At 72.1% G+C, this 25,877-nt stretch carries 21 protein-coding genes; 6 read left to right on the top strand and 15 right to left on the bottom strand.

Annotated elements, in window-relative coordinates; translation table 11 throughout:
- The first annotated feature begins 40 nt into the window (after nucleotides 1-40).
- Entirely contained in the window at nucleotides 41-1,009 is a 969-nt protein-coding gene (locus ACZ6AQ_RS00520; protein WP_468757050.1) for a COX15/CtaA family protein, read from the top strand.
- An 88-nt stretch (nucleotides 1,010-1,097) separates the two neighbouring features.
- Here the strand turns inward: ACZ6AQ_RS00520 and ACZ6AQ_RS00525 are convergent, their stop codons facing one another.
- Both ACZ6AQ_RS00525 and ACZ6AQ_RS00530 read right to left on the bottom strand, forming a co-directional pair.
- Nucleotides 1,098-1,430: a hypothetical protein gene (locus ACZ6AQ_RS00525; protein ID WP_388691759.1), complete on the bottom strand. Its 333-nt coding sequence runs from the start codon at nucleotides 1,428-1,430 to the stop codon at nucleotides 1,098-1,100.
- Between the two features lie 120 nt (nucleotides 1,431-1,550).
- Nucleotides 1,551-2,498, bottom strand: a complete 948-nt coding sequence (locus tag ACZ6AQ_RS00530; RefSeq protein ID WP_468756397.1) for a heme o synthase — start codon at nucleotides 2,496-2,498, stop codon at nucleotides 1,551-1,553.
- 313 nt (nucleotides 2,499-2,811) lie between these two features.
- On the opposite strand from ACZ6AQ_RS00530, the gene tkt reads away from it, so the two are divergent.
- From tkt to pgl, 5 genes are read left to right on the top strand one after another with little or no spacing between them, the layout of a single operon-like run.
- Entirely contained in the window at nucleotides 2,812-4,914 is a 2,103-nt protein-coding gene (gene tkt, locus ACZ6AQ_RS00535; protein ID WP_468756399.1) for a transketolase, read from the top strand.
- Between the two features lie 37 nt (nucleotides 4,915-4,951).
- Nucleotides 4,952-6,070: a transaldolase gene (gene tal, locus ACZ6AQ_RS00540; protein WP_468756400.1), complete on the top strand. Its 1,119-nt coding sequence runs from the start codon at nucleotides 4,952-4,954 to the stop codon at nucleotides 6,068-6,070.
- Between the two features lie 5 nt (nucleotides 6,071-6,075).
- On the top strand, nucleotides 6,076-7,608 hold the full coding sequence (zwf, locus tag ACZ6AQ_RS00545; RefSeq protein ID WP_388691749.1) for a glucose-6-phosphate dehydrogenase: 1,533 nt from the start codon (nucleotides 6,076-6,078) through the stop codon (nucleotides 7,606-7,608).
- Entirely contained in the window at nucleotides 7,605-8,696 is a 1,092-nt protein-coding gene (gene opcA / locus ACZ6AQ_RS00550) for a glucose-6-phosphate dehydrogenase assembly protein OpcA (RefSeq protein ID WP_468756402.1), read from the top strand. Before zwf ends, opcA begins: the two co-directional genes overlap by 4 nt.
- The gene (gene pgl, locus ACZ6AQ_RS00555) at nucleotides 8,693-9,466 is read left to right on the top strand and encodes a 6-phosphogluconolactonase (protein WP_468756404.1); all 774 of its coding nucleotides are present in this window, start codon (nucleotides 8,693-8,695) and stop codon (nucleotides 9,464-9,466) included. The genes opcA and pgl overlap by 4 nt, the downstream gene beginning before the upstream one ends.
- A 156-nt stretch (nucleotides 9,467-9,622) precedes the next feature.
- Here the strand turns inward: pgl and pgi are convergent, their stop codons facing one another.
- The 13 genes from pgi to ACZ6AQ_RS00620 all read right to left on the bottom strand — a co-directional run bounded on the left by pgi (nucleotide 9,623) and on the right by ACZ6AQ_RS00620 (nucleotide 25,634).
- Nucleotides 9,623-11,293 (bottom strand): glucose-6-phosphate isomerase, encoded by a 1,671-nt coding sequence (gene pgi, locus ACZ6AQ_RS00560; protein WP_468756406.1) that lies wholly within the window; start codon nucleotides 11,291-11,293, stop codon nucleotides 9,623-9,625.
- A 44-nt stretch (nucleotides 11,294-11,337) separates the two neighbouring features.
- The gene (locus tag ACZ6AQ_RS00565; protein WP_468756408.1) at nucleotides 11,338-12,552 is read right to left on the bottom strand and encodes an MFS transporter; all 1,215 of its coding nucleotides are present in this window, start codon (nucleotides 12,550-12,552) and stop codon (nucleotides 11,338-11,340) included.
- A gap of 158 nt (nucleotides 12,553-12,710) precedes the next feature.
- A complete protein-coding gene (locus ACZ6AQ_RS00570) occupies nucleotides 12,711-13,046 on the bottom strand; it encodes an RNA polymerase-binding protein RbpA (protein ID WP_003976875.1) in 336 nt (111 codons plus the stop codon).
- Between the two features lie 77 nt (nucleotides 13,047-13,123).
- Nucleotides 13,124-13,354: a preprotein translocase subunit SecG gene (gene secG / locus ACZ6AQ_RS00575; RefSeq protein WP_030205174.1), complete on the bottom strand. Its 231-nt coding sequence runs from the start codon at nucleotides 13,352-13,354 to the stop codon at nucleotides 13,124-13,126.
- A 97-nt stretch (nucleotides 13,355-13,451) separates the two neighbouring features.
- Nucleotides 13,452-14,228, bottom strand: a complete 777-nt coding sequence (tpiA, locus tag ACZ6AQ_RS00580) for a triose-phosphate isomerase (protein ID WP_388691737.1) — start codon at nucleotides 14,226-14,228, stop codon at nucleotides 13,452-13,454.
- Nucleotides 14,229-14,234: 6 nt separating this feature from the next.
- On the bottom strand, nucleotides 14,235-15,446 hold the full coding sequence (locus ACZ6AQ_RS00585; protein ID WP_388691735.1) for a phosphoglycerate kinase: 1,212 nt from the start codon (nucleotides 15,444-15,446) through the stop codon (nucleotides 14,235-14,237).
- A gap of 105 nt (nucleotides 15,447-15,551) precedes the next feature.
- Nucleotides 15,552-16,562: a type I glyceraldehyde-3-phosphate dehydrogenase gene (gene gap / locus ACZ6AQ_RS00590; RefSeq protein WP_468756410.1), complete on the bottom strand. Its 1,011-nt coding sequence runs from the start codon at nucleotides 16,560-16,562 to the stop codon at nucleotides 15,552-15,554.
- A gap of 247 nt (nucleotides 16,563-16,809) precedes the next feature.
- Nucleotides 16,810-19,761: a M14 family metallopeptidase gene (locus tag ACZ6AQ_RS00595; RefSeq protein WP_468756412.1), complete on the bottom strand. Its 2,952-nt coding sequence runs from the start codon at nucleotides 19,759-19,761 to the stop codon at nucleotides 16,810-16,812.
- Between the two features lie 168 nt (nucleotides 19,762-19,929).
- Nucleotides 19,930-20,919, bottom strand: a complete 990-nt coding sequence (gene whiA / locus ACZ6AQ_RS00600) for a DNA-binding protein WhiA (protein ID WP_388691728.1) — start codon at nucleotides 20,917-20,919, stop codon at nucleotides 19,930-19,932.
- The gene (locus ACZ6AQ_RS00605) at nucleotides 20,910-21,935 is read right to left on the bottom strand and encodes a gluconeogenesis factor YvcK family protein (protein WP_468756413.1); all 1,026 of its coding nucleotides are present in this window, start codon (nucleotides 21,933-21,935) and stop codon (nucleotides 20,910-20,912) included. Before ACZ6AQ_RS00605 ends, whiA begins: the two co-directional genes overlap by 10 nt.
- Nucleotides 21,932-22,825 (bottom strand): RNase adapter RapZ, encoded by an 894-nt coding sequence (gene rapZ, locus ACZ6AQ_RS00610; RefSeq protein ID WP_388691959.1) that lies wholly within the window; start codon nucleotides 22,823-22,825, stop codon nucleotides 21,932-21,934. Before rapZ ends, ACZ6AQ_RS00605 begins: the two co-directional genes overlap by 4 nt.
- An 11-nt stretch (nucleotides 22,826-22,836) precedes the next feature.
- Nucleotides 22,837-24,987 (bottom strand): excinuclease ABC subunit UvrC, encoded by a 2,151-nt coding sequence (gene uvrC, locus ACZ6AQ_RS00615; protein WP_468756415.1) that lies wholly within the window; start codon nucleotides 24,985-24,987, stop codon nucleotides 22,837-22,839.
- A gap of 212 nt (nucleotides 24,988-25,199) precedes the next feature.
- Nucleotides 25,200-25,634, bottom strand: a complete 435-nt coding sequence (locus ACZ6AQ_RS00620; protein WP_468756417.1) for a Rieske (2Fe-2S) protein — start codon at nucleotides 25,632-25,634, stop codon at nucleotides 25,200-25,202.
- Between the last annotated feature and the right edge of the window lie 243 nt (nucleotides 25,635-25,877).

Raw genomic sequence — 25,877 nt, forward strand, 5'->3', positions numbered from 1 at the left:
ACGCCCCCCTCGTGAAAGCGCGCACAAGCGCCGTCCTACGATAGGGCGCGTGCTGACCCCCCTCGCCTCCATCGCCCGGCGCTGGACCCCGTCCCCCCGGACGCTCCGGCGCGCCGCGCTCTCCGCCGTCGTGATGAGCGTGCTCATCATCGTCACCGGTGGCGCGGTCAGGCTGACCGGTTCCGGTCTCGGCTGCGACACCTGGCCCAAGTGCACGGACGACAGCCTCTTCGCCACGCCCGAGCAGGGCCTCCACGGCGCCATCGAGTTCGGCAACCGGATGCTGACGTACGTCCTGTCGGCGGCCGTCGGCTGGGCCATCGTCGCCGTGCGCTCGGCCAAGCCCCGGCGGCGCGGCCTCACCCGGCTCGCCTGGGCCCAGTTCTGGATCGTGATGAGCAACGCCGTCCTCGGCGGCATCACGGTGTGGATGGGCCTCAACCCGTGGACGGTCGCCGGCCACTTCCTCGCCGCGAACGCCCTGCTCACGGTCGCCGTGATCACCTGGCACCGGACCGGCGAGGGCGACGGCGCCCCCCGCCCGCGCGTGCCGCGCCCGGTCCGCGGGCTGTCCCGGGCGCTCACGGTCGTCTCGGGCCTGCTGATCGCGCTCGGCACGACGGTGACCGGCTCCGGCAAGCACGCCGGCGACAGCAGCGACGTGCCGCGCATGCCCTGGGACTGGACGGACGCCGCGCACGTCCACGCCGTCTCCGCCTGGATCGTCTGCGCCCTCGCCCTCGCCATGTGGCTGGTGCTGCGCGTGGTGGACGCCCCCGACGACACCCGGGCCCGCGCCCGCGACCTGCTGGTCGTGCTGCTCGCGCAGGGCGCGATCGGTTACGTCCAGTACTTCACGGGGGTCCCGGAGCTCCTGGTCGGCGCCCACATGCTCGGCTCCTCGCTGATGTGGATCGCGGTCCTGCGGCTCGCCCTGAGCATGCGCGAGCGCCCGTCGGACGCCCCGGAGGCCCCGGCCCGGACGGACCCGGAGCTCGCGAGGGCCTGATCCGCCCGGCCCCGCCCGTACCGCACGAAGGGCCCACCGGTTCCCCGCGAGCCGGTGGGCCCTTCGCGCGCACGCGCCCGCCGCCGGCTCAGCGGTCGGAGGGGCCGCCGATCTGGATGCCGGCCATCCGGGACCACTCGTACGGGCCCGTGACGACCTTGGCGGCGAACTCGCCGTCGAACTCCTCGTGGAGGGTGAGGCCGGCCTTCTCGGCGGCCTGGCGCGCGACCGGGTGGGTCGGGGCCACCAGATCGCCCCAGAGGCCGTCCGCGCCGACGAGGACGATCCGGGTGCCCGCCTGGCCGATGTGCTCCAGGTGCCCCTCGGAGCCGCCGTGCTCCTTGGAGAACGCCTGGATCTGCCGGGCGAGCCGGGCCGCCCTGCGCTCGTCCTTCTTCGTGTCTGCCTTCGTGTCTGCCATGACAGGGATGCTACCGACGGGTAGATCGACTGGCGACGGCCGGGCCGCGTGGTTTTTCCCACGCGGCCCGGCCGTTTTCAGTCGATCATATGAGCGCGTTTCGGACGCCCGCCGGAGGCGCTAGCGGAGGAAGGGGTCCACCGCGACGGCCACGAAGAGCAGCGACACGTAGGTGATGGACCAGTGGAAGAGGCGCATCTCCTTGAGCTTGCCGCCCGTGGCGCCGTCCTTGGCCCGGTTCAGCAGCCCGTGCGCCTCCCAGAGCCACCAGCCGCCGGTGAGCAGCGCCACGGCGGTGTAGAACCAGCCCGTGTAGCCCATCGGGGTGAGCAGCAGCGAGACGCCGACCATGACCCAGCTGTAGAGCACGATCTGCTTGGCGACGACCTTGTGGGAGGCGATCACCGGGAGCATGGGCACGCCCACGCGCGCGTAGTCGTCCTTGACCTTCATCGACAGCGGCCAGTAGTGCGGCGGCGTCCAGAAGAAGATGACCAGGAAGAGGACGACCGCGGCCCAGGACATCGAGTTCGTGACCGACGACCAGCCGATGAGCACCGGCATGCAGCCGGCGATGCCGCCCCAGACGATGTTCTGCGCGGTCCGCCGCTTGAGGATCATCGTGTAGACGACGACGTAGAAGAGCAGCGCGCCGAGCGACAGCCAGGCGGAGAGCCAGTTGACGAGCAGCCCGAACCAGAGGGTGGAGACCACCGCGAGGGTGAGGCCGAAGACCAGGCCCTCGCGCGGCGAGACCATTCCGGTGACCAGGGGACGCTGGGACGTGCGGTCCATCAGGGCGTCGATGTCGCGGTCGATGTACATGTTCAGCGCGTTCGCGCCGCCCGCCGAGAGGTAGCCGCCGAAGCAGGTGGCGAGCACCAGCCAGAGGTTCGGCACGCCCTGCTCGGCGAGGAACATCACCGGAACGGTGGTGATGAGCAGCAGCTCGATGATTCGCGGCTTGGTCAGCGCCACGAACGCCTTGACGCGGGCCCCGAACGGCCGATGGCCCCCCGGGCTGGGAGTCAAGACGACCCCTGCGGGTCGGGACTCGACGGCCGTCACGCACACCCCTGACAGAGAATTTCCCAGCAAGCCCCTCCGCATGGGGACGGGGCGGGGCTTGCGCGTACCACGCCACTGTAGACGTTGCCCAGACGCCGATCTTCGCGGGGGTGGGGTCGTGTTGAAGGGGTATGTCCGAGGGGCGGACGCCCCTCGGGAGGCGAAGACGCACGGTCACCGGCAGTCTTGTCGTATCCGCTCATTTGAGGGGCACGAGCAAGGGGGGAGGGCCGTCCGGCGGGGGTAGGCTCGACACCGCCGGTACACCCTCCGTCACCGGCTTCAGACATGTGGAGAGGAGCCCTGACCCAGGGTGAGCACTAAGCCGACCACCACAGACCTCGAGTGGACCGATTTGGACCAGCGGGCCGTTGACACCGCCCGCGTCCTGGCAGCGGACGCCGTACAGAAGGTCGGCAACGGCCATCCCGGTACGGCGATGAGCCTGGCGCCCGTCGCGTACACCCTCTTCCAGAAGGTGATGCGCCACGACCCGGCCGACCCCTCGTGGGTCGGGCGCGACCGCTTCGTGCTCTCCGCCGGCCACTCGTCCCTGACCCTCTACACCCAGCTGTACCTGGGTGGCTTCGGTCTCGAACTGGACGACCTCAAGGCGTTCCGGACCTGGGGCTCGAAGACCCCCGGCCACCCGGAGTACGGCCACACCGCCGGCGTGGAGACGACCACCGGCCCGCTGGGCCAGGGCGTCGCCAACGCGGTGGGCATGGCGATGGCCGCCCGCTTCGAGCGCGGTCTCTTCGACCCGGAGGCGCCGGCCGGCACCTCCCCGTTCGACCACCACATCTACGCGATCGCCGGCGACGGCTGCCTCCAGGAGGGCATCTCCGCGGAGGCGTCCTCGCTCGCCGGCCACCAGAAGCTCGGCAACCTGATCCTGCTGTGGGACGACAACCACATCTCGATCGAGGGCGACACCGAGACGGCCGTCTCCGAGGAGACGACGAAGCGGTACGAGGCGTACGGCTGGCACGTGCAGCGCGTCGAGCCGCAGGAGAACGGCGACCTGGACCCGGTCGCGCTGTACGCGGCGATCCGCGCGGCCGAGGCCGAGACCGAGCGCCCGTCGTTCATCGCGATGCGTTCGATCATCGCCTGGCCCGCCCCGAACGCGCAGAACACCGAGGCCGCGCACGGCTCGGCGCTCGGCGACGACGAGGTCGCGGCCACCAAGCGCGTCCTGGGCTTCGACCCGGAGAAGACCTTCGAGGTCTCCGACGAGGTCATCGCGCACACCCGCGCGCTCGGCGACCGGGGCCGCGAGGCCCGCGCCGCGTGGGAGAAGTCCTTCGCCGCGTGGCGCACGGCCAACCCGGAGCGGGCGGCGGAGTTCGACCGCATCGAGTCGAACGAGCTGCCCAAGGGCTGGGCGGAGAAGCTGCCGGTCTTCGAGCCGGGCAAGGGCGTCGCCACCCGTGCCGCCTCGGGCCAGGTGCTCAAGGCGCTCGGCGCGGTCATCCCCGAGCTGTGGGGCGGCTCGGCCGACCTGGCCGGCTCGAACAACACGACGATCGACAAGGACTCGTCGTTCCTGCCCGCGGGCAACCCGCTGCCGGAGGCCGACCCGTACGGCCGCACGATCCACTTCGGCATCCGCGAGCACTCGATGGCCGCCGAGATGAACGGCATCGCGCTGCACGGCAACACGCGGATCTACGGCGGCACCTTCCTGGTGTTCTCCGACTACATGCGCAACGCGGTGCGCCTGTCGGCCCTGATGCACCTGCCCGTGACGTACGTCTGGACCCACGACTCGATCGGTCTGGGCGAGGACGGCCCGACGCACCAGCCGGTGGAGCACCTGGCCTCGCTGCGCGCGATCCCGGGTCTGAACCTGGTCCGTCCGGCCGACGCCAACGAGACCGCCCTGGCGTGGCGCGAGATCATGCAGCGCCACACCAAGGTCTTCGGCAAGGGCGCCCCGCACGGTCTGGCGCTCACCCGCCAGGGCGTGCCGACGTACGCGCCGAACGAGGACACGGTCAAGGGCGGCTACGTGCTGTTCGACGCCGAGGGACCCGCCGGGCGGAGCACGGAGCCCGAGGTGGTCCTGATCGCGACCGGTTCCGAGGTGCACCTGGCCGTCGAGGCCCGCGAGCAGCTCCAGGCCGCCGGTACGCCCACCCGGGTGGTGTCGATGCCGTCCGTGGAGTGGTTCGAGGAGCAGGACCAGGCGTACAAGGACTCCGTCCTGCCGCCGTCGGTCCGCGCCCGGGTCGCGGTCGAGGCCGGCATCGGCCTGACCTGGCACAAGTACGTCGGTGACGCCGGCCGGATCGTCTCCCTGGAGCACTTCGGCGCCTCGGCGGACGCGAAGGTCCTCTTCCGCGAGTTCGGGTTCACGCCCGAGGCGATCGTCGCCGCCGCCCGGGAATCGATCGACGCCGCCGCGCGCTGACACCGAATACGTACGACTTAGTGGAGATGCAATTCCCATGACAGACGCTCTCAAGCGCCTCTCCGACGAAGGCGTCGCGATCTGGCTGGACGACCTCTCGCGCCAGCGGATCACCTCCGGCAACCTGGCCGAGCTGATCGACCAGAGCCACGTGGTCGGGGTCACGACCAACCCGTCCATCTTCCAGAAGGCCATCTCCGAGGGCCACGGCTACGACCAGCAGCTCTCCGACCTCGCCGCCCGCCGGGTGACCGTCGAGGAGGCCATCCGCATGATCACGACGGCGGACGTCCGGGACGCCGCCGACATCCTGCGCCCGGTCTTCGACGCGACGGACGGCCAGGACGGCCGGGTCTCCATCGAGGTGGACCCCCGGCTGGCCCACGACACCAAGGCCACCGTCGCCGAGGCCAAGCAGCTCGCCTGGCTGGTCGACCGGCCCAACGCCCTGATCAAGATCCCGGCCACCGAGGCGGGCCTGCCGGCGATCACCGAGGTCATCGGCCTCGGCATCAGCGTCAACGTCACGCTGATCTTCTCCCTGGAGCGCTACCGCCTGGTCATGGACGCCTACCTGGCGGGTCTGGAGAAGGCCCGCGAGCGCGGCCTGGACCTCTCCGAGATCCACTCGGTGGCCTCCTTCTTCGTCTCCCGCGTGGACACGGAGGTCGACAAGCGCCTGGACGGCATCGGCACCGACGAGGCCGAGGCGCTCAAGGGCAAGGCCGCCCTGGCCAACGCCCGTCTGGCCTACGAAGCGTACGAGGAGGTCTTCTCCGGCGAGCGCTGGGAGGCCCTCGACAAGGCGCACGCCAACAAGCAGCGCCCGCTGTGGGCCTCGACCGGCGTCAAGGACCCGGCGTACAAGGACACCCTGTACGTGGTGGACCTGGTCGCCCCCGGCACGGTCAACACCATGCCGGAGGCCACCCTGGAGGCCACCGCCGACCACGGCGAGGTCACCGGCGACACGATCCGCGGCACGTACGACGCGTCCCGCGAGGTCCTGGAGGCCGTGGCGAAGCTGGGCATCGGCTACGACGAGGTCGTACAGCTCCTGGAGGACGAGGGCGTCCAGAAGTTCGAGGCGGCCTGGAACGACCTGCTCAAGTCCACCGAGGCGGAGCTGAAGCGCCTCGCACCTTCGGAGGCGTAAGCACTTTGAGCGCAGTCCACGGAGCCAACCCGCTCCGTGACGCCGCAGACCGACGGCTCCCGCGCATCGCGGGGCCGTCGGGTCTGGTGATCTTCGGCGTCACGGGCGATTTGTCCCGTAAGAAGCTGATGCCTGCCGTCTACGACCTGGCCAACCGCGGCCTGCTGCCGCCGGGCTTCTCGCTCGTCGGCTTCGCCCGGCGCGAGTGGCAGGACGAGGACTTCGCCCAGGAGGTCTACGAGGCCGTCAAGCAGCACTCGCGCACCCCGTTCCGCGAGGAGGTGTGGCAGCAGCTGATCCAGGGGATGCGGTTCGTCCAGGGCGACTTCGACGACGACGAGGCGTTCGAACAGCTGAAGACCACCGTCGAGGAGCTGGACAAGGCCCAGGGAACCGGCGGCAACTTCGCCTTCTACCTGTCGGTCCCGCCGAAGTTCTTCCCCAAGGTCGTCCAGCAGCTCAAGAAGCACGGGCTCGCCGACCAGAAGAACGGTTCCTGGCGCCGCGCGGTCATCGAGAAGCCCTTCGGGCACGACCTGGCCTCCGCCAAGGAGCTCAACGAGGTCGTCCACGAGGTCTTCCCGCCGCACGAGGTCTTCCGGATCGACCACTACCTCGGCAAGGAGACCGTCCAGAACATCCTGGCGCTCCGCTTCGCCAACACCCTCTTCGAGCCGATCTGGAACCGGTCGTACGTCGACCACGTGCAGATCACCATGGCCGAGGACATCGGCATCGGCGGCCGCGCCGGCTACTACGACGGCATCGGCGCCGCCCGTGACGTCATCCAGAACCACCTGCTCCAACTGCTCGCGCTGACCGCGATGGAGGAGCCCGCCTCCTTCGACGCCGACGCGCTGGCCGCCGAGAAGACCAAGGTCCTCGGCGCGGTGAAGCTGCCCGGAGACCTGGCGGCGACCACGGTCCGCGGCCAGTACGCGGCCGGGTGGCAGGGCGGCGAGAAGGCCGTCGGCTACCTCCAGGAAGACGGCATCGACCCGAAGTCGAAGACCGACACCTACGCGGCCGTGAAGCTGGAGATCGACAACCGCCGCTGGGCGGGCGTCCCCTTCTATCTGCGCACCGGCAAGCGCCTGGGCCGCCGCGTCACCGAGATCGCGGTCGTCTTCCAGCGCGCCCCGCACTCCCCCTTCGACCACACGGCGACCGAGGAGCTCGGGCGCAACGCCATCGTCATCCGGGTCCAGCCGGACGAGGGCGTGACGGTGCGGTTCGGCTCCAAGGTGCCCGGCACCCAGATGGAGATCCGGGACGTGTCGATGGACTTCGCGTACGGCGAGTCCTTCACGGAGTCCAGCCCGGAGGCGTACGAGCGGCTCATCCTCGATGTCCTGCTCGGCGACTCGAACCTCTTCCCGAGGGTCGAGGAGGTCGAGCTGTCCTGGAAGATCCTCGACCCGATCGAGAGGTTCTGGGACGAGCACGGCACGCCCGCGCAGTACCAGGCCGGGACCTGGGGCCCGGTCGAGGCGGACGAGATGCTCGCACGAGACGGCAGGAGCTGGCGCCGGCCATGAAGACCGACCTGACGGACACCACGTCCTCCAAGATCAACAAGGCGCTGGTGCTCGGGCGGCGGGCGATCGGGGCGCCGGCCGTCGGCATGGTGCTCACCCTCGTCATCGTCACCGACGAGGAGAACGCCTACGACGCGCTCAAGGCGGCCAACGAGGCGTCCCGCGAGCACCCCTCGCGGACCCTCGTCGTCATCAAGAGGGTCTCGCGCTCGCCGCGGGACCGCGCCACGGCGCGGCTCGACGCCGAGGTCCGCCTCGGCGCCGACGCCACCACCGGCGAGACGGTGGTGCTCCGGCTGTACGGCGAGGTCGTCGACCACGCCCAGTCGGTGGTGCTGCCGCTGCTCCTCCCCGACGCGCCCGTGGTCGTCTGGTGGCCGGTGGACGCGCCGAGCAACCCGGCGAAGGACCCGCTGGGCGCGCTCGCCCAGCGCCGGGTGACCGACACCTACGCCGCCGTGCAGCCCGTCGAGGCGCTGACGGCGCTGGCGGAGTCGTACACCCCGGGCGACACGGACCTGTCGTGGACCCGGATCACCCCGTGGCGTTCGATGCTCGCCGCCGCGCTCGACCAGGTGGCGTGCGAGGTCACCTCCGCCGAGGTGGAGGGCGAGGAGTTCAACCCGAGCGTCGAACTGCTGGCGATGTGGGTGGCGGACCGGCTGAAGGTGCCGGTGCGCCGCACGAAGTCGGCGGGCCCGGGGCTCACCTCCGTACGCCTGGAGACCACCTCCGGGCCGATCGTGCTCGACCGGCCGGACGGCTCGCTCGCGACGCTCTGCATCCAGGGGCAGCCCGACCGCGGGGTGGCGCTCAAGCGCCGCGACACGGCCGAGCTGATCGCGGAGGAGCTGCGCCGGCTCGACCCGGACGACACCTACGCCGCGGCGCTCCGGTTCGGTGTGGGGCGGCTCGACGAGCGGGCGGCCGTCACCGCGCCCGCACCGGACGGGAAGACCGCGGACGCCGGGACCGGTGCCGAGGAGGCCGGGACCGGTGCCGAGGAGGCCGGGGCCGCTCCCCCGGCTCCCGCCGCTCCCGCTCCCGCCGCGAAGAAGGCCCCGGCCAAGAAGGCGGCGAACAAGTGAGCACCCCCGAGCTGGTCGTCCACCGCGACAAGGAGCTGATGGCTCAGGCCGCCGCGGCCCGGCTGATCACCCGGATCGTGGACGCCCAGGCCACCCGCGGCTCCGCCTCGGTGGTGCTGACCGGCGGACGCAACGGCAACGGCCTGCTGTCGGCGCTGGGCGCGGCGCCCGCCCGGGACGCGATCGACTGGTCGCGCCTCGACCTGTGGTGGGGCGACGAGCGCTTCCTGCCCGGGGGCGACCCCGAGCGGAACGTCACCCAGGCCCGTGAGGCCCTGCTCGACCGGGTGCCGCTGGACCCCGCGCGGGTGCACGCCATGCCGGCCTCGGACGGACCGTACGACGACGTCGACGCCGCCGCGGCCGCCTACGCGGAGGAGCTGGCCGCGGCGGCGGGTCCCGGCGGGCAGGTGCCGGCCTTCGACGTGCTGATGCTGGGCGTCGGCCCGGACACGCACGTGGCCTCGCTCTTCCCGGAGCTGCCCGGGGTGCGCGAGACGGAGCGGACGGTGGTCGGGGTGCACGGCGCGCCGAAGCCGCCGCCGCTGCGGATCTCGCTGACGCTTCCGGCGATCCGGTCGGCGGCCGAGGTCTGGCTGCTCGCGGCCGGCGAGGACAAGGCGAAGGCCGCGGCGATCGCGCTGTCCGGCGCGGGCGAGGTGCAGGCCCCGGCGGCCGGTGCCCGCGGCCGGTCGCGCACGCTGTGGCTGCTCGACGCGGCGGCGGCCTCGGAACTGCCGCGGAGCCTGTACCCGTCGGCCACGGCCTGACCGTACGTCCCGGAGGCCCGGCGGACCCCCCGGTGGGCCGGGCCTCCGGCACGTCCGCCGGTGCCGGGAAGGACGCGGGGAGGCCCGGTACGGCCCGGGCGGTGAAAGGCCGGCCCCGGCCCCGTACCGTGCTCTCCCCCGCTCCCCCTCACGTCGTTACCGGCCGCGCACCGAGCGGTAGGCGGCGACCAGTCCGGCGGTCGAGCTGTCGAGCCCTCCGGCCGCTCCGGTCTCTCCGTCTCCCGTCAGAACCGGTTCGATCCGCTTGGCGAGGACCTTGCCCAGCTCGACGCCCCACTGGTCGAAGGAGTCGATGTTCCAGATCGCGCCCTGGACGAAGACCTTGTGCTCGTAGAGCGCGATCAGCTGTCCGAGGACGGACGGGGTGAGCGCGTCGGCGAGGATCGTGGTGGTGGGGTGGTCGCCCCGGAAGGTCTTGTGCGGGACCAGCTCCTCGGGGACGCCCTCGGCCCGGACCTCCTCGGGCGTCTTGCCGAAGGCGAGCGCCTGGGTCTGGGCGAAGAAGTTCGCCATGAGCAGGTCGTGCTGGGCGGCGAGGCCGGGCGCCAGGTCGTCCACGGGGCGGGCGAAGCCGATGAAGTCGGCCGGGATCAGCTTGGTCCCCTGGTGGATCAACTGGTAGTACGCGTGCTGGCCGTTGGTCCCGGGGGTGCCCCAGACCACGGGTCCGGTCTGCCAGTCGACCCGGTCGCCCTCGCGGTCCACCGACTTGCCGTTGGACTCCATGTCGAGCTGCTGGAGGTAGGCGGTGAACTTCGACAGGTAGTGCGAGTACGGCAGGACGGCGTGCGACTGGGCGTCGAAGAAGTCGCCGTACCAGACGCCGAGGAGGCCGAGGAGGAGCGGGGCGTTCTCCTCGGGCGGGGCGGTGCGGAAGTGCTCGTCGACGAGGTGGAAGCCGTCGAGCATCTGGCGGAAGCGCTCCGGGCCGATGGCGATCATCACGGAGAGGCCGATGGCGGAGTCGAAGGAGTAGCGGCCGCCGACCCAGTCCCAGAACTCGAACATGTTCGCGGTGTCGATGCCGAACTCCTCGACCTTGCCGGCGTTGGTCGAGAGGGCCACGAAGTGCTTGGCCACGGCGCTCTGGCCGGCCCGGAGGCCGGTGAGGAGCCAGTCGCGGGCGGAGGTGGCGTTGGTGATCGTCTCGATGGTGGTGAAGGTCTTCGAGGCGACGATGAACAGCGTCTCGGCGGGGTCGAGGTCGTGGAGGGCCTCGTGCAGGTCGGCGCCGTCGACGTTGGAGACGAAACGGAACGTCAGGTCCCGCTGCGTGTAGGCGCGCAGGGCCTCGTAGGCCATGGCGGGACCGAGGTCGGAGCCGCCGATGCCGATGTTCACGATGTTCTTGATCGGCTTGCCGGTGTGACCGGTCCACTCCCCCGAGTGGATCTTGTCGGAGAAGGCGCCCATCCGGTCGAGGACGGCGTGGACGGCGGGGACGACGTTCTCCCCGTCGACCTCGATCACGGCGTCGCGGGGGGCGCGCAGCGCGGTGTGGAGGACCGCGCGGTCCTCGGTGGTGTTGATCTTCTCGCCGCGGAACATGGCGTCGCGCAGCTCGGCCACGCCGGTGGCGGCCGCCAGCTCCCGCAGCAGGGTCAGCGTCTCGCCGGTGACGAGGTGCTTGGAGTAGTCCAGGTAGAGGTCGCCGACCCGCAGGGTGAGGTCGGTGCCGCGCGTCGGGTCGGCGGCGAACAGGTCGCGCAGATGGGGTTCGCCCAGCTGCTCACGGTGCTTGCCGAGGGCCGCCCACTCGGGCAGCCGGTTGAGCCTGGTACGGCCTTCGTTCTTCATCTCGGACATCGCCCACTTCTTCTCGTACGTGTCTGCCCCGCTGCCCTTCCAACCTAATTGATCAGAGGCGTCAACGACGCGACGGCGAGCGCGAACAGCGCCGCCGCGACGAGGACGGGCGCGTGCGGTCCCCAGCCGGCGGCCGCGGCGCCGCCGAGGAGGGCGCCGAGCGGCGCGCCCGCGACGGCGAGGGTGCGGAAGGCCGCGGCGACCCGGCCGAGCAGCCCCTCCGGAGTCCTCTCCTGCATGAGGGTGGTCTGCTGGACGTTCCACACGGTCCCCATGAAGCCGAACACCGCCATGGCCCCGGCGGACACCGCCAGGAGGGGCACCGTCCCCATCAGGACCAGGCAGCCGGTCTGGACCGTCCCGGCGAGGAGCACCGCGCGCGTCCGCCCGGTCCGGGCGCCGATCCGCCGGGCGAGGAAGCCGCCCGCGACGCCGCCGGCCGCGTAGGCGGTGACCGTTGCCGCGTAGCCCGTCTGTCCGGCGCGCAGGCCGTCGGTGACGTGGACGACGAGGGTGGCGATGAGGGCGCCCATCCCGGTGTTGCAGAGGGTGGTGGCGGCGCAGAGCCACCGCAGGGTCCGGTCCGCGCGCAGGACGGCGATCCCCTCGGCCGTCTCGGTCCGCAGGGTGGACCCGGCCGGGCGGGGCGGCCGGGCGGGCGGGGCGGTCCGCAGCGAGGCGATGAGGAGCGCGGCCAGGACGTAGGTGGCGGCGTCGGCCGCGTACGGCACGGCGGGGCCGGCGAGGAGCAGGAGGGGCACCAGGGGCGCGGCGAGGAGGCCGCCCGCGAGCTGCTGACCGGTCGTCAGGCGCGCGTTGGCCCCGGCCAGGGCGCCGGCGGGGACGAGGGCGGGGAGCAGGGCGGTGGCCGCGTTGTCGAAGAGGGTCTGCAGGGTGGTGAGGGCGAAGGCGAGGACGAGCAGCAGGGCGATGCCGGCGTGGCCCAGCGCGACGGCTGCGGCGAAGGCGGCCATGAGTCCGGCCCGGACGAGGTCGACGGTCCACATGGCCCGCCGCTGGTCGACCCGGTCGGCGACGGCTCCGCCGACGAGCCCGAAGAGCAGCCAGGGCAGGAAGCCGCAGGCGGTGACGGAGGCGATGAGGAGGGGGTCGTCGGTGAGGGAGACGGAGAGCAGGGGGAGCGCGGCGGTGCGCAGGGAGTCGCCGAAGCGGGAGACGACGGCGGCCGTCCACAGGCGCCCGAAGCCGCCCCGCCAGGTGGGCGCGGCCCTGTCGTCCACCGCCGTCGTCGCCGCCATGTCTCCCCCTCGGCCCGGTGCTTCCCCGTCCGTCCGACCGTAGGGGACGCCACTGACAACGGCGGTCCGGAAGGGGGCGGGAACGGCGGACGGGCCTTGCCCGCGAACCGAGTTCGCGGGCAAGGCCCGTCCGTCACACCGTCACACCGTCACGCCGTTCAGATCTCGCCGCGCAGTTTGGCGAGGGCCTCGGCGAGGATCGCCTCGCCGTCCGCGTCGCTGCGCCGTTCGCGCACGTACGCGAGATGGGTCTTGTACGGCTCCGTGCGCGGCGGGTCCGGCGGGTTGTCCCGGTCCTGGCCGGCCGGGAAGCCGCAGCGCGGGCAGTCCCAGGTCTCCGGGACCTGTGCGTCGCTGGCGAAGCTCGGCTGTGTCTCGTGCCCGTTCGAGCACCAGAAGGAGATGCGGAGGCGCGGCGCCGACTCGCCCCGCTCGGCCTCGCCCATCGGCCCCGCTCCGACCCGGCTTCCCCGGATCGCGTTGCCACTTGCCACGGTCGTAACTCCCTGCGTGATGGTGCTCGAAGATGCCCCAGTCTACGTAAGGCCCAACGCGCGTCCAGTGGTTGGAGTCACCCGTCCAGCTTCATCAGCAGACCGAGCACCACAATGCAGGCGAACCAGAGCAGACCGACCACGACGGTGATCCGGTCCAGGTTGCGCTCGGCGACCGAGGAGCCGCCGACGGAGGACTGCATGCCGCCACCGAACATGTCGGAGAGGCCGCCACCCTTCCCCTTGTGCATCAGCACGAGCAGCATCAGCAGCGCGCTGAAGACGATCAGGGCGATCGAGAACCCCATAACCACGGCTGGACCAACTTCCTCGGACTTATACGGACGGGGGCCGGGCGCCTGCCCGACCCCCGCAAGGGTACGACGTAACTCCGCTACCGCATACTCACTGGTCGCGGAAGCGAACGATCCTGACGAACTCCGCGTCGTCCAGCGCCGCGCCGCCCACCAGGGCGCCGTCGACGTCCGGCTGCGCCATGATGGCGGCGACGTTGCCCGACTTGACCGAGCCGCCGTACTGGATGCGGACCTTGTCGGCCAGCTCCTGGGAGTACAGCTCGGCGAGCCGGCCGCGGATCGCGCCGCAGACCTCCTGCGCGTCCTCGGGGGTGGCGACCTCGCCGGTGCCGATGGCCCACACCGGCTCGTACGCGATCACGATCGTCTCGGCCTGCTCGGCGGGGACGTCCTTCAGGCCGCCGTCGAGCTGGGCGAGGGTGTGCTCGACCTGCTGTCCGGCCCTGCGGACCTCCAGGCCCTCGCCGACGCAGAGGATCGGGGTCACGCCGTGCCGGAAGGCGGCCTTCACCTTGGCGTTGCAGACCTCGTCGTCCTCGGCGTGGTACTGGCGGCGCTCGGAGTGGCCGACCGCCACGTAGGAGCACTTCAGCTTGGACAGCATCAGGCCCGAGACCTCACCGGTGTAGGCGCCGGAGTCGTGGGCCGAGATGTCCTGGGCGCCGTACTTGATCTTCAGCTTGTCGCCGTCGACCAGGGTCTGGACGGACCGCAGGTCGGTGAAGGGGACCAGGACGGCGACCTCGACGGCGTCGTAGTCCTTGTCGGTCAGGGCGAAGGCGAGCTTCTGGACGTGGGCGATGGCCTCGAGGTGGTTGAGGTTCATCTTCCAGTTGCCCGCCATCAGCGGGGTGCGGGTGCTCACGGGTGTTCAGTCCTCCAGTGCGGCGAGGCCGGGAAGCGTCTTGCCCTCGAGGTATTCGAGGGAGGCGCCGCCGCCGGTCGAGATGTGGCCGAACTTCGTCTCGTCGAAGCCCAGGTTGCGGACGGCCGCGGCGGAGTCGCCGCCGCCGACCACGGTGAAGCCCTTGCTGTCGATGAGCGCCTGCGCGACCGCGCCGGTGCCCTTCGCGTAGTCGGGGTGCTCGGCGACGCCGACGGGGCCGTTCCAGAAGACGGTCTCCGCGTCGGTGATCTTCGAGGCGAACAGCTCGCGGGTCCGGGGGCCGATGTCGAGGCCCTCCTTGTCCGCGGGGATCTTGTCGGCGTCGACCGTCTCGTACTCGGCCGGCGCCTTGGTCTTGAGGTCGGGGAACTCCGTGGAGACCAGCACGTCGACCGGGAGGACCAGCTCGACGCCGTTCTTCTCGGCGCGCTCCATGTACTCGGTGACGACCGGGATCTGGTCCTCCTGGAGGAGGGAGATGCCGACCTCGTACCCCTTGGCCCTGAGGAAGGTGTACGCCATGCCGCCGCCGATCAGGAGGCGGTCGGCCTTGCCGAGCAGCTCGTCGATGACGGCGAGCTTGTCGGAGACCTTGGCGCCGCCGAGGACGACGGTGTAGGGGCGCCTGACGTCGTCGGTCAGCTTCTTCAGGACGCCGACCTCGGTGGCGATGAGGTAGCCGGCGGCGTGCGGGAGGCGGGCCGGGAGGTCGTAGACCGAGGCGTGCTTGCGGTGCACGGCGCCGAAGCCGTCGCCGACGTACAGGTCGGCGAGGGCGGCGAGCCGGTCGGCGAAGGCGCCGCGCTCGGCGTCGTCCTTGGAGGTCTCTCCGGGGTTGAAGCGGAGGTTCTCCAGGACGGCGACCCGGCCGTTCTCCAGGCCCGCGACGGTCGCGGCGGCGGAGTCGCCGACCGTGTCGGTCGCGAACGCCACGTCGGTGCCGAGCAGTTCGCCGAGGCGCGCGGCGGCCGGCGCGAGGGAGAACGCCGGGTCGGGCTCGCCCTTGGGGCGGCCCAGGTGCGAGGCGACCACGACCCGGGCACCGGCGTCCGCGAGCGCCCTGACGGTGGGGACGACGGCGCGGATGCGTCCGTCGTCGGTGATGGCGGTGCCGTCGAGCGGCACGTTGAGGTCGGCGCGGACGAACACCCGCTTGCCTTCGACGCCCTCGTGGAGGAGCTCGTCGATCGTCTTCATCTGTTACCTGACTCCTTGGTACGCGGTGGAGCACACGAACAGGGCTCGCGCAGCGCGTCGTTGCGCTGCCCGAGCCCTGCTCACATCGGAGGCCCGCCCTGAAGCTTAGAGCCGGCCGCCGACGAAGACGGTGAGGTCGACGAGACGGTTGGAGTAGCCCCACTCGTTGTCGTACCAGCCGAGGATCTTGACCGACTTGCCGTCCTGGACCATGGTCAGGGAGGCGTCGAAGGTGCAGGACGCCGGGTCGCCCACGATGTCGGAGGAGACGATCGGGTCCTCGGTGTAGAACAGGAAGCCCTTGAGGTCGCCGTCCTCGGCGGCCTTCTTGAACGCGGCGTTGACCTCGTCCCGGGTGACCTCGCGGTCCAGGGTGACGACGAGGTCGGTGGCGGAGCCGGTGGGGACCGGGACGCGCATCGCGATGCCGTCGAGCTTGCCCTTGAGCTGCGGGAGGACCAGGGCGGTGGCCTTCGCGGCACCGGTCGTGGTCGGGATGATGTTCTCCGCGGCGGCACGGGCGCGGCGCAGGTCCTTGTGCGGGAAGTCCAGGATGCGCTGGTCGTTGGTGTACGCGTGGACCGTGGTCATCAGGCCCCTGACGATGCCGAAGTTCTCGTCGAGAACCTTGGCCATCGGCGCCACGCAGTTGGTGGTGCAGGAGGCGTTGGAGATGACGTGGTGGTTCGCCGGGTCGTACTTGTCCTGGTTGACGCCCATGACGATGGTGATGTCCTCGTCCTTGGCCGGAGCCGAGATGAGGACCTTCTTGGCGCCGCCGGCGAGGTGCTTCTCGGCGTCCGCCTTCTTGGTGAAGATGCCGGTCGACTCGATGACGACGTCGACGCCCAGTTCGCCCCAGGGGAGGTCGGCCGGGTCCCGCTCGGACAGCACCTTGATGGTGCGGCCGTCGACGGTGATGGTGTTCTCGGTGTGGGTCACCTCGGCCTTGAGGCGTCCCAGGATGGTGTCGTACTTCAGCAGGTGGGCCGTGGTCGCGGTGTCACCCAGGTCATTGACAGCCACGATCTCGATGTCGGCACCCTGCTCAAGGAGCGCGCGGAAGTAGTTCCGGCCGATGCGGCCAAAGCCGTTGATGCCTACGCGGATCGTCACGAACCGATCTCCTCGTTAGGTACGCCGGTGTGTTCGACGCCGGCGAGATTCTTGTTTTTGGGATGTCCCCGACCACCTACGACCCTACCCCCCCGGGCCCCCGGGAGTGACATCGAGCGCATCCGGGTGAGCCCGGATAGTGAGGAAGAAGGGCCGGCGGCCCGTACCTACCGATAGGTAAGGGCCGCCGTGGGTCTTTTGTCCCGACTACTCTCCGTCAACAGTGGCGAGTCTCCGCCGCGGCGTGTCAGCGGTGGAGGAACCGGAGGGCGCGGCCGACGAGCCGTGCCCGTTCCGCCGCCCCGGACACGTGCTCCAGGCCGTAGCCGAGGAGGACGGTGTCCCGGGTGGTGACGGCCGCCCACGAGTGGAAGAGCGCTGCGGAGCGCGTCCAGTCGGCGCCGTTGCCGGGGCTGCCGGCCGGGGCGCCCGGCGTGGACCAGGCGCCGAGGGAGGTCTCGAACCCCTCGGCCTCGGTGGTGGCGCCGGTGACGAGCCGGGTGTCGTCGACGAAGGCGCCCGTCCCGCCCGTACCGGGGTCGGAGACGTACGAGATCGAGAGCTCGACCTTCCTGCCCGCCCAGGCGCTCAGGTCGACGGACGCCTGCCGCCAGCCGTTGGAGGGGCCGGTGAAGGCGTTCCACGAGCCGGTGGTGCCGGTGGCGGCGCAGCCGTCCTCGCCGACGGTGAGGTAATGGGCGAGGAAGGGGTGGCCCCGGACGTAGTAGCCCTCGCCGCAGTCGGCCGGCGGTTCGGCGGAGGTGCCGCCGTTGGCGTCGGGGAGGGTCGTCCAGTCGTCCTGGCCGACGGTGTGGGCCTCGACGACGAGGTTGTCGTAGCCGGGTTCGGTGTCGTGGCTGACCTGAAAGTCCAGGCGGGGCTTCGCGTCCGCCCCGACACCGGTGAGGTCGACGGTCCTGCTGAGCCGGGCCCAGGTGTCGTCGGCGTGCCGGAGCGCGGCGAAGGAGGCGCCCTCGGCGGGCTCGAAGGGGGTGCGGACGCCCGGGTAGTCGCCGGCGGAGGCGCTGCTCGCGAACTGCGGGAAGTCCTCCGGCTTCAGGGTGTCCGAGGTGACGGTGTACGCGCCGGCGTCGTCCAGCGGGTTGTCAGCGGTGCCGGTGAGGCCGGCGCGGACGCCCGCGAAGGCCCCGGTGCCGGCGAAGGCGGGCGGGGTCTTCAGGCCGGCGCGGTGGTGGGCGCCGAGGTAGTACTGCGCGAAGTCGTTGGTCTCGGCGGGTCCGACCCGGGTGAGCCCGCCGGCCTTCTCGCCGGCGTTGATCAGCCTGCCGCCCTCGTTGAGGTAGGAGCGGACGGCGAGCTCGGCGGCGCCGGAGGGGCTGCCCGCGCCGGTGTACCAGACGACGGCGCCGAAGTGGGAGAGGACGCCGAGGGCGTCCGGGGCTCCCTGGACGGCGACGTCCCAGACGGCGGCCCGGCGGCCGTTGTCGGCGAGCGCCTTCACGTACGCGGCGGCGTGGCGCCCGGCGGTGGTGCCGCCCTCGTCGGCGAGGACGAGGACGTCGCCGCGGGGCCGCTCGGCCACCCGGTACGTGAAGGGGGTGGAGGCGGTGGCCCGGCCCTCGCGGGTGCGGGCGGTGAACCAGACCTGGACCGAGTCGCCGGGCCGGGCGCCCTCGACCACGCCCCGGTACTCGTCGAAGTAGAGGTTGTCCTCCCCGCCGTAGGTCTCGCCGCCCTTCCAGGCGCTGAGCTGCCCGGTGCGGACGCGGCCGCCGTTGACGCGGTACGCGAGGGCCTTGCCGCGCAGCGACTTGCGGGCGGTGACGGCGACCTCCTGCTCCCCGCCGCGGGCGTAGGAGGTGGTGAAGGTCTTCGGCGTGAAGTCGGGGGCCTCGATGCCGACCGGAGAGACGGGCCGGTCCGGGTGGGCGGCGGTCTCGGCGACGGCGAGCGCGAAGGGCACGTTCTTGGCGAACTCCGCCCGGATCAGCTTCTCGTCGTCCGGGAAGGTGAAGACGGAGGCGCAGTCGGCCGGGTTCCAGGCGTCGTTCGGGTCGAGCCGGGAGGCGGTGGCGCAGGTCGACATCTCCGGGGTGAACATCTGCATCCCGTTGACGTTGGCGGCGTGTCCGTCCGCCTCGCCGTTGGTGATGTACAGCTCGGAGGAGACCTGCGGCCGGTAGCCGGGCACGGCGGAGTTCTCGGGGGTGCCGGCGAGGGCCTTGAGGGCGACGTCGTCGGGGGTGCCGGTGGCGACCTGCCAGCCGACGCCGTACAGCAGGAGCTGGGCGGCCGAGTGGTAGTTGATGCCGTACGCGAAGCCGACGCGCTTCTGGAAGGCGTCGAGGGCCCTGGTCTCGGGCTCCGACATGGGGCCCTTGCCGCGGAAGGTCTCGTCGGCCGGGTCGGGGGACGAGCCCTCGTTGTCGTAACCCCACTTGTAGGCGAAGTTGCGGTTGAGGTCGACGCCGTCGCCGGGGCCGATCACGCCGTCGCCGTCGTTGTCGCGGAGGTTCTTGCGCCACTGCCGGTTGGCAGGGTCGGCGTGCGTGTAGTCGTAGCCGTCGGGGTTGGCGGAGAGCACGAACCACAGCTCGGTGGAGTCGACGATCCGGGTGATCCGCTCGTCCTTGCCGTAGCCGTCGAGGTAGAGGTGCATCAGCCGCCGGGTCATCTCGGGGGTGATCCACTCGCGCGCGTGCTGGTTGGACATGTACAGCGTGGCCGGTTTCGAACCGTCCCCGGTGTGCCGGGCGCCCTTGCTCACCTTGAGGACGAGGATGTCCTGGCCCCCGAGGGTCTTGCCGATGGAGACGACCTTGGTGAGTCCGGGGTGGGTCCGGGCGGTGTCCAGGATCTCCTGCTTGAGGCCGCCGGGGCCGCCGTACGGGCGGAAGACGCCGTCGCCCGCGGTGGCGACCCGCTTCTCGGCCCCGGCCGGCAACCGGTGCTCGGCGAGTTCGACGCCCTTGCCGCGCAGCTCCCCGGCCTGCGCGCCGGTGAGGAAGAGCTCGACCGCGGCGGTGCCCTTCGCGGGCACCCGTTCGGTCAGTTCGTGCGCGTCGGCGCCGGCTTCGAGGAGGAGCGGGACCTGTTCCCGGGTGACCTCGGCACGCCACACGGAGAGGGCGTCACCGCCGTGCCGGTCGTTCGGCTGCGCCCCGGCGGCGGGTGCCACCGCCACTCCGGCGATCAGCAGTGAAGCCGCGGCGAGGATCGATCTCGCTCTGCGTCTCATGAGCTCCCCTTGTGTCGTCTGCCTCGAAGGTGGAACGGTCTCGCGGGTGAACAGACGCCAGGCTCATGGGCGACCATGAGCCTGTCAAGGCCGCCGCGCGGAGCCACGAAAAAGCTGCCGGTGCCTCAGAAAGGCACCGGCAGCGCGGAGTTGGGGATTCCGTACGGGTCAGCCGACCAGGCTGTCGTCCAGCTCCTCGGCCAGGTTGGACTCGGTCCCGGGGATGCCCAGGTCCTGGGCCCGCTTGTCGGCCATGGCGAGCAGCCGGCGGATCCGGCCGGCCACCGCGTCCTTGGTCAGCGGCGGGTCGGCGAGCGCGCCCAGCTCCTCCAGGGACGCCTGCTTGTGCTCCATGCGGAGCCGGCCGGCGGCGGCGAGGTGCTCGGGCACTTCCTCGCCCAGGATCTCCAGGGCGCGCTGCACCCGGGCCCCGGCGGCGACCGCGGCACGGGCCGAGCGGCGCAGGTTGGCGTCGTCGAAGTTGGCCAGGCGGTTGGCGGTGGCGCGGACCTCGCGCCGCATCCGCCGCTCCTCCCAGGCGAGCACCGACTCGTGCGCGCCGAGCCGGGTGAGCAGGGCCCCGATCGCGTCGCCGTCGCGGACGACGACCCGGTCCACCCCCCGCACCTCGCGGGCCTTCGCCGCGATGGAGAGCCGGCGGGCGGCGCCGACGAGGGCGAGGGCGGCCTCGGGCCCCGGGCAGGTGACCTCCAGGGAGGAGGAGCGGCCGGGCTCGGTCAGCGAGCCGTGGGCGAGGAAGGCGCCGCGCCAGGCGGCCTCCGCGTCACAGGTGGCCCCGGAGACCACCTGCGGGGGGAGGCCCCGGATGGGGCGGCCCCGGCCGTCCACGAGGCCCGTCTGGCGGGCCAGCTGGTCGCCGCCGGCGACCACCCGCACCACGAAGCGCGAGCCGCGCCGCAGCCCGCCGGGGGCCATCACGATCAGTTCGGAACTGTGTCCGAAGATCTCCAGGATGTCCCGCTTCAGGCGGCGGGCCGCCATCGCCGTGTCCAGCTCCGCCTCGATCACGATGCGGCCGCTCACCAGGTGCAGCCCGCCCGCGAACCGCAGGATCGACGAGACCTCTGCCTTCCTGCAGCAGGTCCGGGTGACGGGAAGCCGGGAGATCTCGTCCTTCACCGCTGCCGTCATCGCCATGGGCCGATCCTTCCATGCATCCGAAAAATACGGTCGTACGCGGCGGCCAGCAGCTCCGGGTCGTGCTTCGCGGAGCCGTCGGACCCGGCCACCGGCGCCAGCTCGACCGCGGCGCCGAGCCGCTTGGCGGCGTCGGCGAGGGAGTCGCGGTCGGGCACGGCGGCCTCGTCGGCCAGCACCACGTCCAGGGCGAGTTTAGGGGCGTGTCGCCCCAAAACCTCCAAATGACGCTGCGGGGAGAAGCCGTCGGTTTCTCCGGGCTGCGGCGCGAGGTTCAGGGAGAGCACCTTGCGGGCCTTGGTCCCGGCCAGCGCGTCGAGGAGCTCGGGGACCAGGAGGTGCGGGATCACCGAGGAGAACCAGGAGCCGGGGCCCAGGACGACCCAGTCGGCGTCCAGGACGGCGGCGACCGCCTCGGGGACGGCCGGCGGGTCGTTCGGCACGAGGTGCACGGACTGCACCTCGCCGGGGGTGAGCGCCACGGTCGCCTGGCCGCACACGGTGTCCACGTCGTCCGGGCGCTCCGGGTCGTGGCCCCTGACCAGGGCCTGGAGCTCCAGGGGCACGGCGGACATGGGGAGCACCCGGCCCTGGGCGCCGAGCAGCAGTCCGACCAGGTCCAGGGCCTGGACGGGGTCGCCGAGCTGTTCCCAGAGGGCGACGATCAGCAGGTTGCCGACGGCGTGGCCGTTGATCTCGCCCTTGGACTGGAAGCGGTGCTGGATCACCCGGGCCCAGGTCTGGCCCCAGTCGTCGTCGCCGCAGAGCGCGGCGAGCGCCTTGCGCAGGTCGCCGGGGGGCAGGACGCCCAGCTCCTCCCGGAGCCGGCCGCTGGAGCCCCCGTCGTCGGCGACGGTGACGACGGCGGTGAGGTCGCCGGTGATCCGGCGGAGGGCGGCGAGGGAGGCCGAGAGGCCCATGCCCCCGCCCAGCGCGACGACCTTCGGCTGGGCGCCGCGTCTGCGGAGCGTACGCCGCACCGTGAGGGTGGAGGCACGCCGGCGGTACGGCTTCACTCGCGCCCCATGTCCCGGTGCACGACGACGGTCTCGACCCCTTCGGAGGCGAGGCGGGCGGCGAGGCGCTCGGCGGTGGCCACGGAGCGGTGCTTGCCGCCCGTGCAGCCGACCGCGATCGTCACGTACCGCTTGCCCTCGCGGCGGTAGCCCGCGGCGATCAGCTGGAGCAGCTCGGTGTAGCGGTCCAGGAACTCCTTGGCGCCGGGCTGGTTGTAGACGTAGTTCGACACCTCCTCGTTGAGGCCGGTGAAGGGGCGCAGCTCCGGGACCCAGTGCGGGTTCGGCAGGAAGCGCATGTCCACGACGAGGTCGGCGTCGACCGGCAGGCCGTACTTGAAGCCGAAGGACATCACGGTGGCCCGCAGCTCGGGCTCCTCGTCGCCGGCGAACTGGGCGTCCATCTTGGCGCGCAGCTCGTGGACGTTGAGGCTGGAGGTGTCGATCACCAGGTCGGCGTCGCCGCGCAGCTCGCGCAGCAGGTCGCGCTCGGCGGCGATGCCGTCGGTGATGCGGCCGTCGCCCTGGAGCGGGTGCGGCCTGCGGACCGACTCGAAGCGCCGGACCAGGGCCTCGTCGGAGGACTCCAGGAAGACGATCCGGCGGGTGACCCGCTTGGCGTCCAGGTCGGCGAGGGACTCCCGCAGGTTGTCGAAGAACTGCCGGCCGCGGACGTCCACGACGACCGCGATCCGGGCGACGTTGCCCTGGGAGCGGGCGCCGAGCTCCACCATGGTGGGGATCAGCGCGGGCGGCAGGTTGTCCACCACGAACCAGCCCAGGTCCTCCAGACACTTCGCGGCGGTGGACCGGCCGGCCCCGGACATGCCGGAGATGATCACCAGCTCGGGGATGGCCGCCTCGGCGCCGCTGCCGCCGGGGGTCTCCATGGTGCCCGTACTCACGTGTCCTGCTCCGTCTTCTCGGTGGTGCTCGTGGTGCCGTTCGCGCGCGGTCGTGCCGCGCCGTCCCCGTCGTCCTCCATGATCCCCCCTGCCGCCGTGTGCGCGGCGGGCGCGGGCGGGGCGGGGGGTCCGTCGTCCTCCCCGGTCGCCCCCGCCGCGTCCGCGGGGAGCGCGGCGGGGGGCATGTCGTCCTCCAGGATCTCGCCCGTCGCCATGTTGACGGCGGGGGCGGCCGGGACCGTCCGGGCGAGGGTCGCGACGACCGCCTCCGCGGTCTTCCGTCCCATGCCGGGAACCTCGCAGATCTGCTCGATCGTCGCCTGCCGGAGCCGTTTGACCGAGCCGAAGTGCTTGATCAGCGCCTGCTTGCGGGTCTCGCCGAGCCCGGGGACGGCGTCCAGGGGACCCGTACGGATGCGTTTGCTCCGCTTGGAACGCTGGTAGCGGATGGCGAAGTCGTGGGCGGTGTCGCGCACCCGCTGGAGGAGGTAGAGCCCCTCGCTGGAGCGGGGCAGCACCACCGGGTCGTCGTCGCCGGGCAGCCAGACCTCCTCCAGCCGCTTGGCGAGGCCGCAGACCGCGACGTCGTCGATGCCCAGCTCGTCCAGGGCACGCTGCGCGGCGGCCACCTGGGGCTGCCCGCCGTCGACCACGACGAGCTGCGGCGGGTACGCGAACCGCTTGGGCCGCCCGTCGTCCTCGGGGTCCCCGTCCGGGACCTCGCCGTCGACCCACTCCCCCGTGCGCTCCTTCTCGGCGAGGTAGCGCCTGAAGCGGCGGCCGATCACCTCGTGCATGGACCGGACGTCGTCCTGTCCCTCGAAGCCCTTGATCTGGAAGCGGCGGTACTCGCTCTTGCGGGGCAGGCCGTCCTCGAAGACGACCATGGACGCCACCACGTCCTCGCCCTGGAGGTGGGAGATGTCGAAGCACTCGATCCGCAGCGGCGCCGAGTCCAGGCCCAGGGCCCCGGCGATCTCCTCCAGGGCCCGGGAGCGGGTGGTGAGGTCGCTGGCCCGCCTGGTCTTGTGCAGGACGAGGGCCTGCTGGGCGTTGCGGGCGACGGTCTCCATCAGGGACCTCTTGTCGCCGCGCTGCGGCACGCGCAGCGAGACGAGGGAGCCCCGGCGGCCGGAGAGCCACGCGGAGACGGCGTCGGCGTCCTCGGGGAGCGCCGGGACCAGGACCTCCTTGGGGACCGCCTCGCCGGTCTCCTCGCCGTACAGCTGCTGGAGGGCGTGCTCGACGAGTCCGGCCGTGTCGACGGCCTCGACCTTGTCGGTGACCCAGCCGCGCTGGCCCCGGACGCGTCCGCCGCGCACGTGGAAGATCTGGACGGCGGCCTCCAGCTCGTCCTCGGCGAGGGCGACGAGGTCGGCGTCGGTGGCGTCGGCGAGGACGACCGCGTTCTTCTCCATGGCCCGGCGCAGGGCTCCCACGTCGTCGCGGAGCCGGGCGGCCTTCTCGTACTCCATGTCCTCGGCCGCGATCATCATCTGCTTCTCGAGGCGGCGGATGTACGTACCGGTGCGGCCGGCCATGAAGTCGCTGAACTCCTCGGCCAGTTCGCGGTGCTCCTCGGGCGTGACCCGGCCGACGCAGGGCGCGGAGCACTTGTCGATGTAGCCGAGGAGGCAGGGCCGGCCGGCCGAGGCGGCGTTCCGGAAGACGCCGGCCGAGCAGGTGCGGACGGGGAAGACCCGCAGCATGAGGTCGACGGTCTCGCGGATCGCCCACGCGTGCGCGTACGGCCCGAAGTAGCGCACGCCCTTCTTCTTGTGGCCGCGCATGACCTGGACGCGGGGGAACTCCTCGTTCATGGTCACCGCGAGGTACGGGTAGCTCTTGTCGTCCCGGTACTTCACGTTGAACCGGGGGTCGAACTCCTTGATCCAGGAGTACTCCAGCTGGAGCGCCTCGACCTCGGTGGAGACGACGGTCCACTCCACGGAGGCGGCCGTGGTCACCATGGTGGCGGTGCGCGGGTGCAGGCTCGTGAGCGGCTGGAAGTAGTTGGCCAGCCGCTGGCGCAGGGACTTCGCCTTCCCGACGTAGATCACCCGGCGGTGCTCGTCGCGGAACTTGTAGACCCCCGGGGAGTCGGGGATCTGACCCGGTTCGGGACGGTAGCTGGAGGGGTCTGCCATGCTCCCCACCCTACTGGCGGGGACCGACACCCCGGCGGCGCGCCCGTCGGCCCGGTGGGCGGGTTCCCGGGGCGGGAGCGGGGCCGGTGGGGGCGCGGCCGGGCCCGGGGACACGGGTCGTGTCCGGGGACGGACGGGTACCGGGAGGCGGCTCGTCCGGGGTACGGCCCGCCCGGGGGGCGCGGCGTCCGGGAGGGGCGGCGGTGGCTCCGTCAGGCCCCGGGGGCTTCGGGGCCGGCGATCAGGGTGCCGTTCTCGACCCGGACGGGGACCTCGGGGAGCGGGACGGTGGCCGGGCCCCGGACCGCCTTGCCGGTCGTCACGTCGAAGCGGCTCCCGTGGCAGGGGCAGTTGCCCTCGTTTGCCTCGACCTTGTCGAGGACGCAGCCGGCGTGGGTGCACTGGGCGCTGAATGCCTTGTACCGGCCCTTGGCGGGGCAGCTCACCACGAGGCGCTGCTCGCGGTAGAGCTTGGCGCCGCCGACCGGCACCTCGTCCGGGGCACCGAGGGAGACCGGAGCGGTCGGGGTCGGCACCTCGGCGTGGCCGAGCTTGGACTCGGTGGAGCAGGCGGCGACTCCCAGCCCGGCGGCACCGGCGAGGGCGGCGCCTTTCAGTACGGTGCGACGGCTGGACTGGCCGGACATGGGCGCTCCACGGTGAGGTCGGGGACAAGACACCCCAGGGGTGACCGAACCGACGATACCGGCGGACGCGGCCCCGCCGTCGCGGGGGTGCGGAAGGGCGGGGCACACCGGAGCGGGGCCCGGGGAACGGCGGGGCGCCGTGCGCAAGTCCCGAGGAACGCGGGGCGCCGTGCGCGGGCCCGTGGCGCGGCCGGGAAGGGCCGCGCCACGGGCGGGCCGTCCCGTACGCGGGCGCCCGGGTCC

It is taken from the genome of Streptomyces sp. NPDC041191, assembly GCF_055591945.1.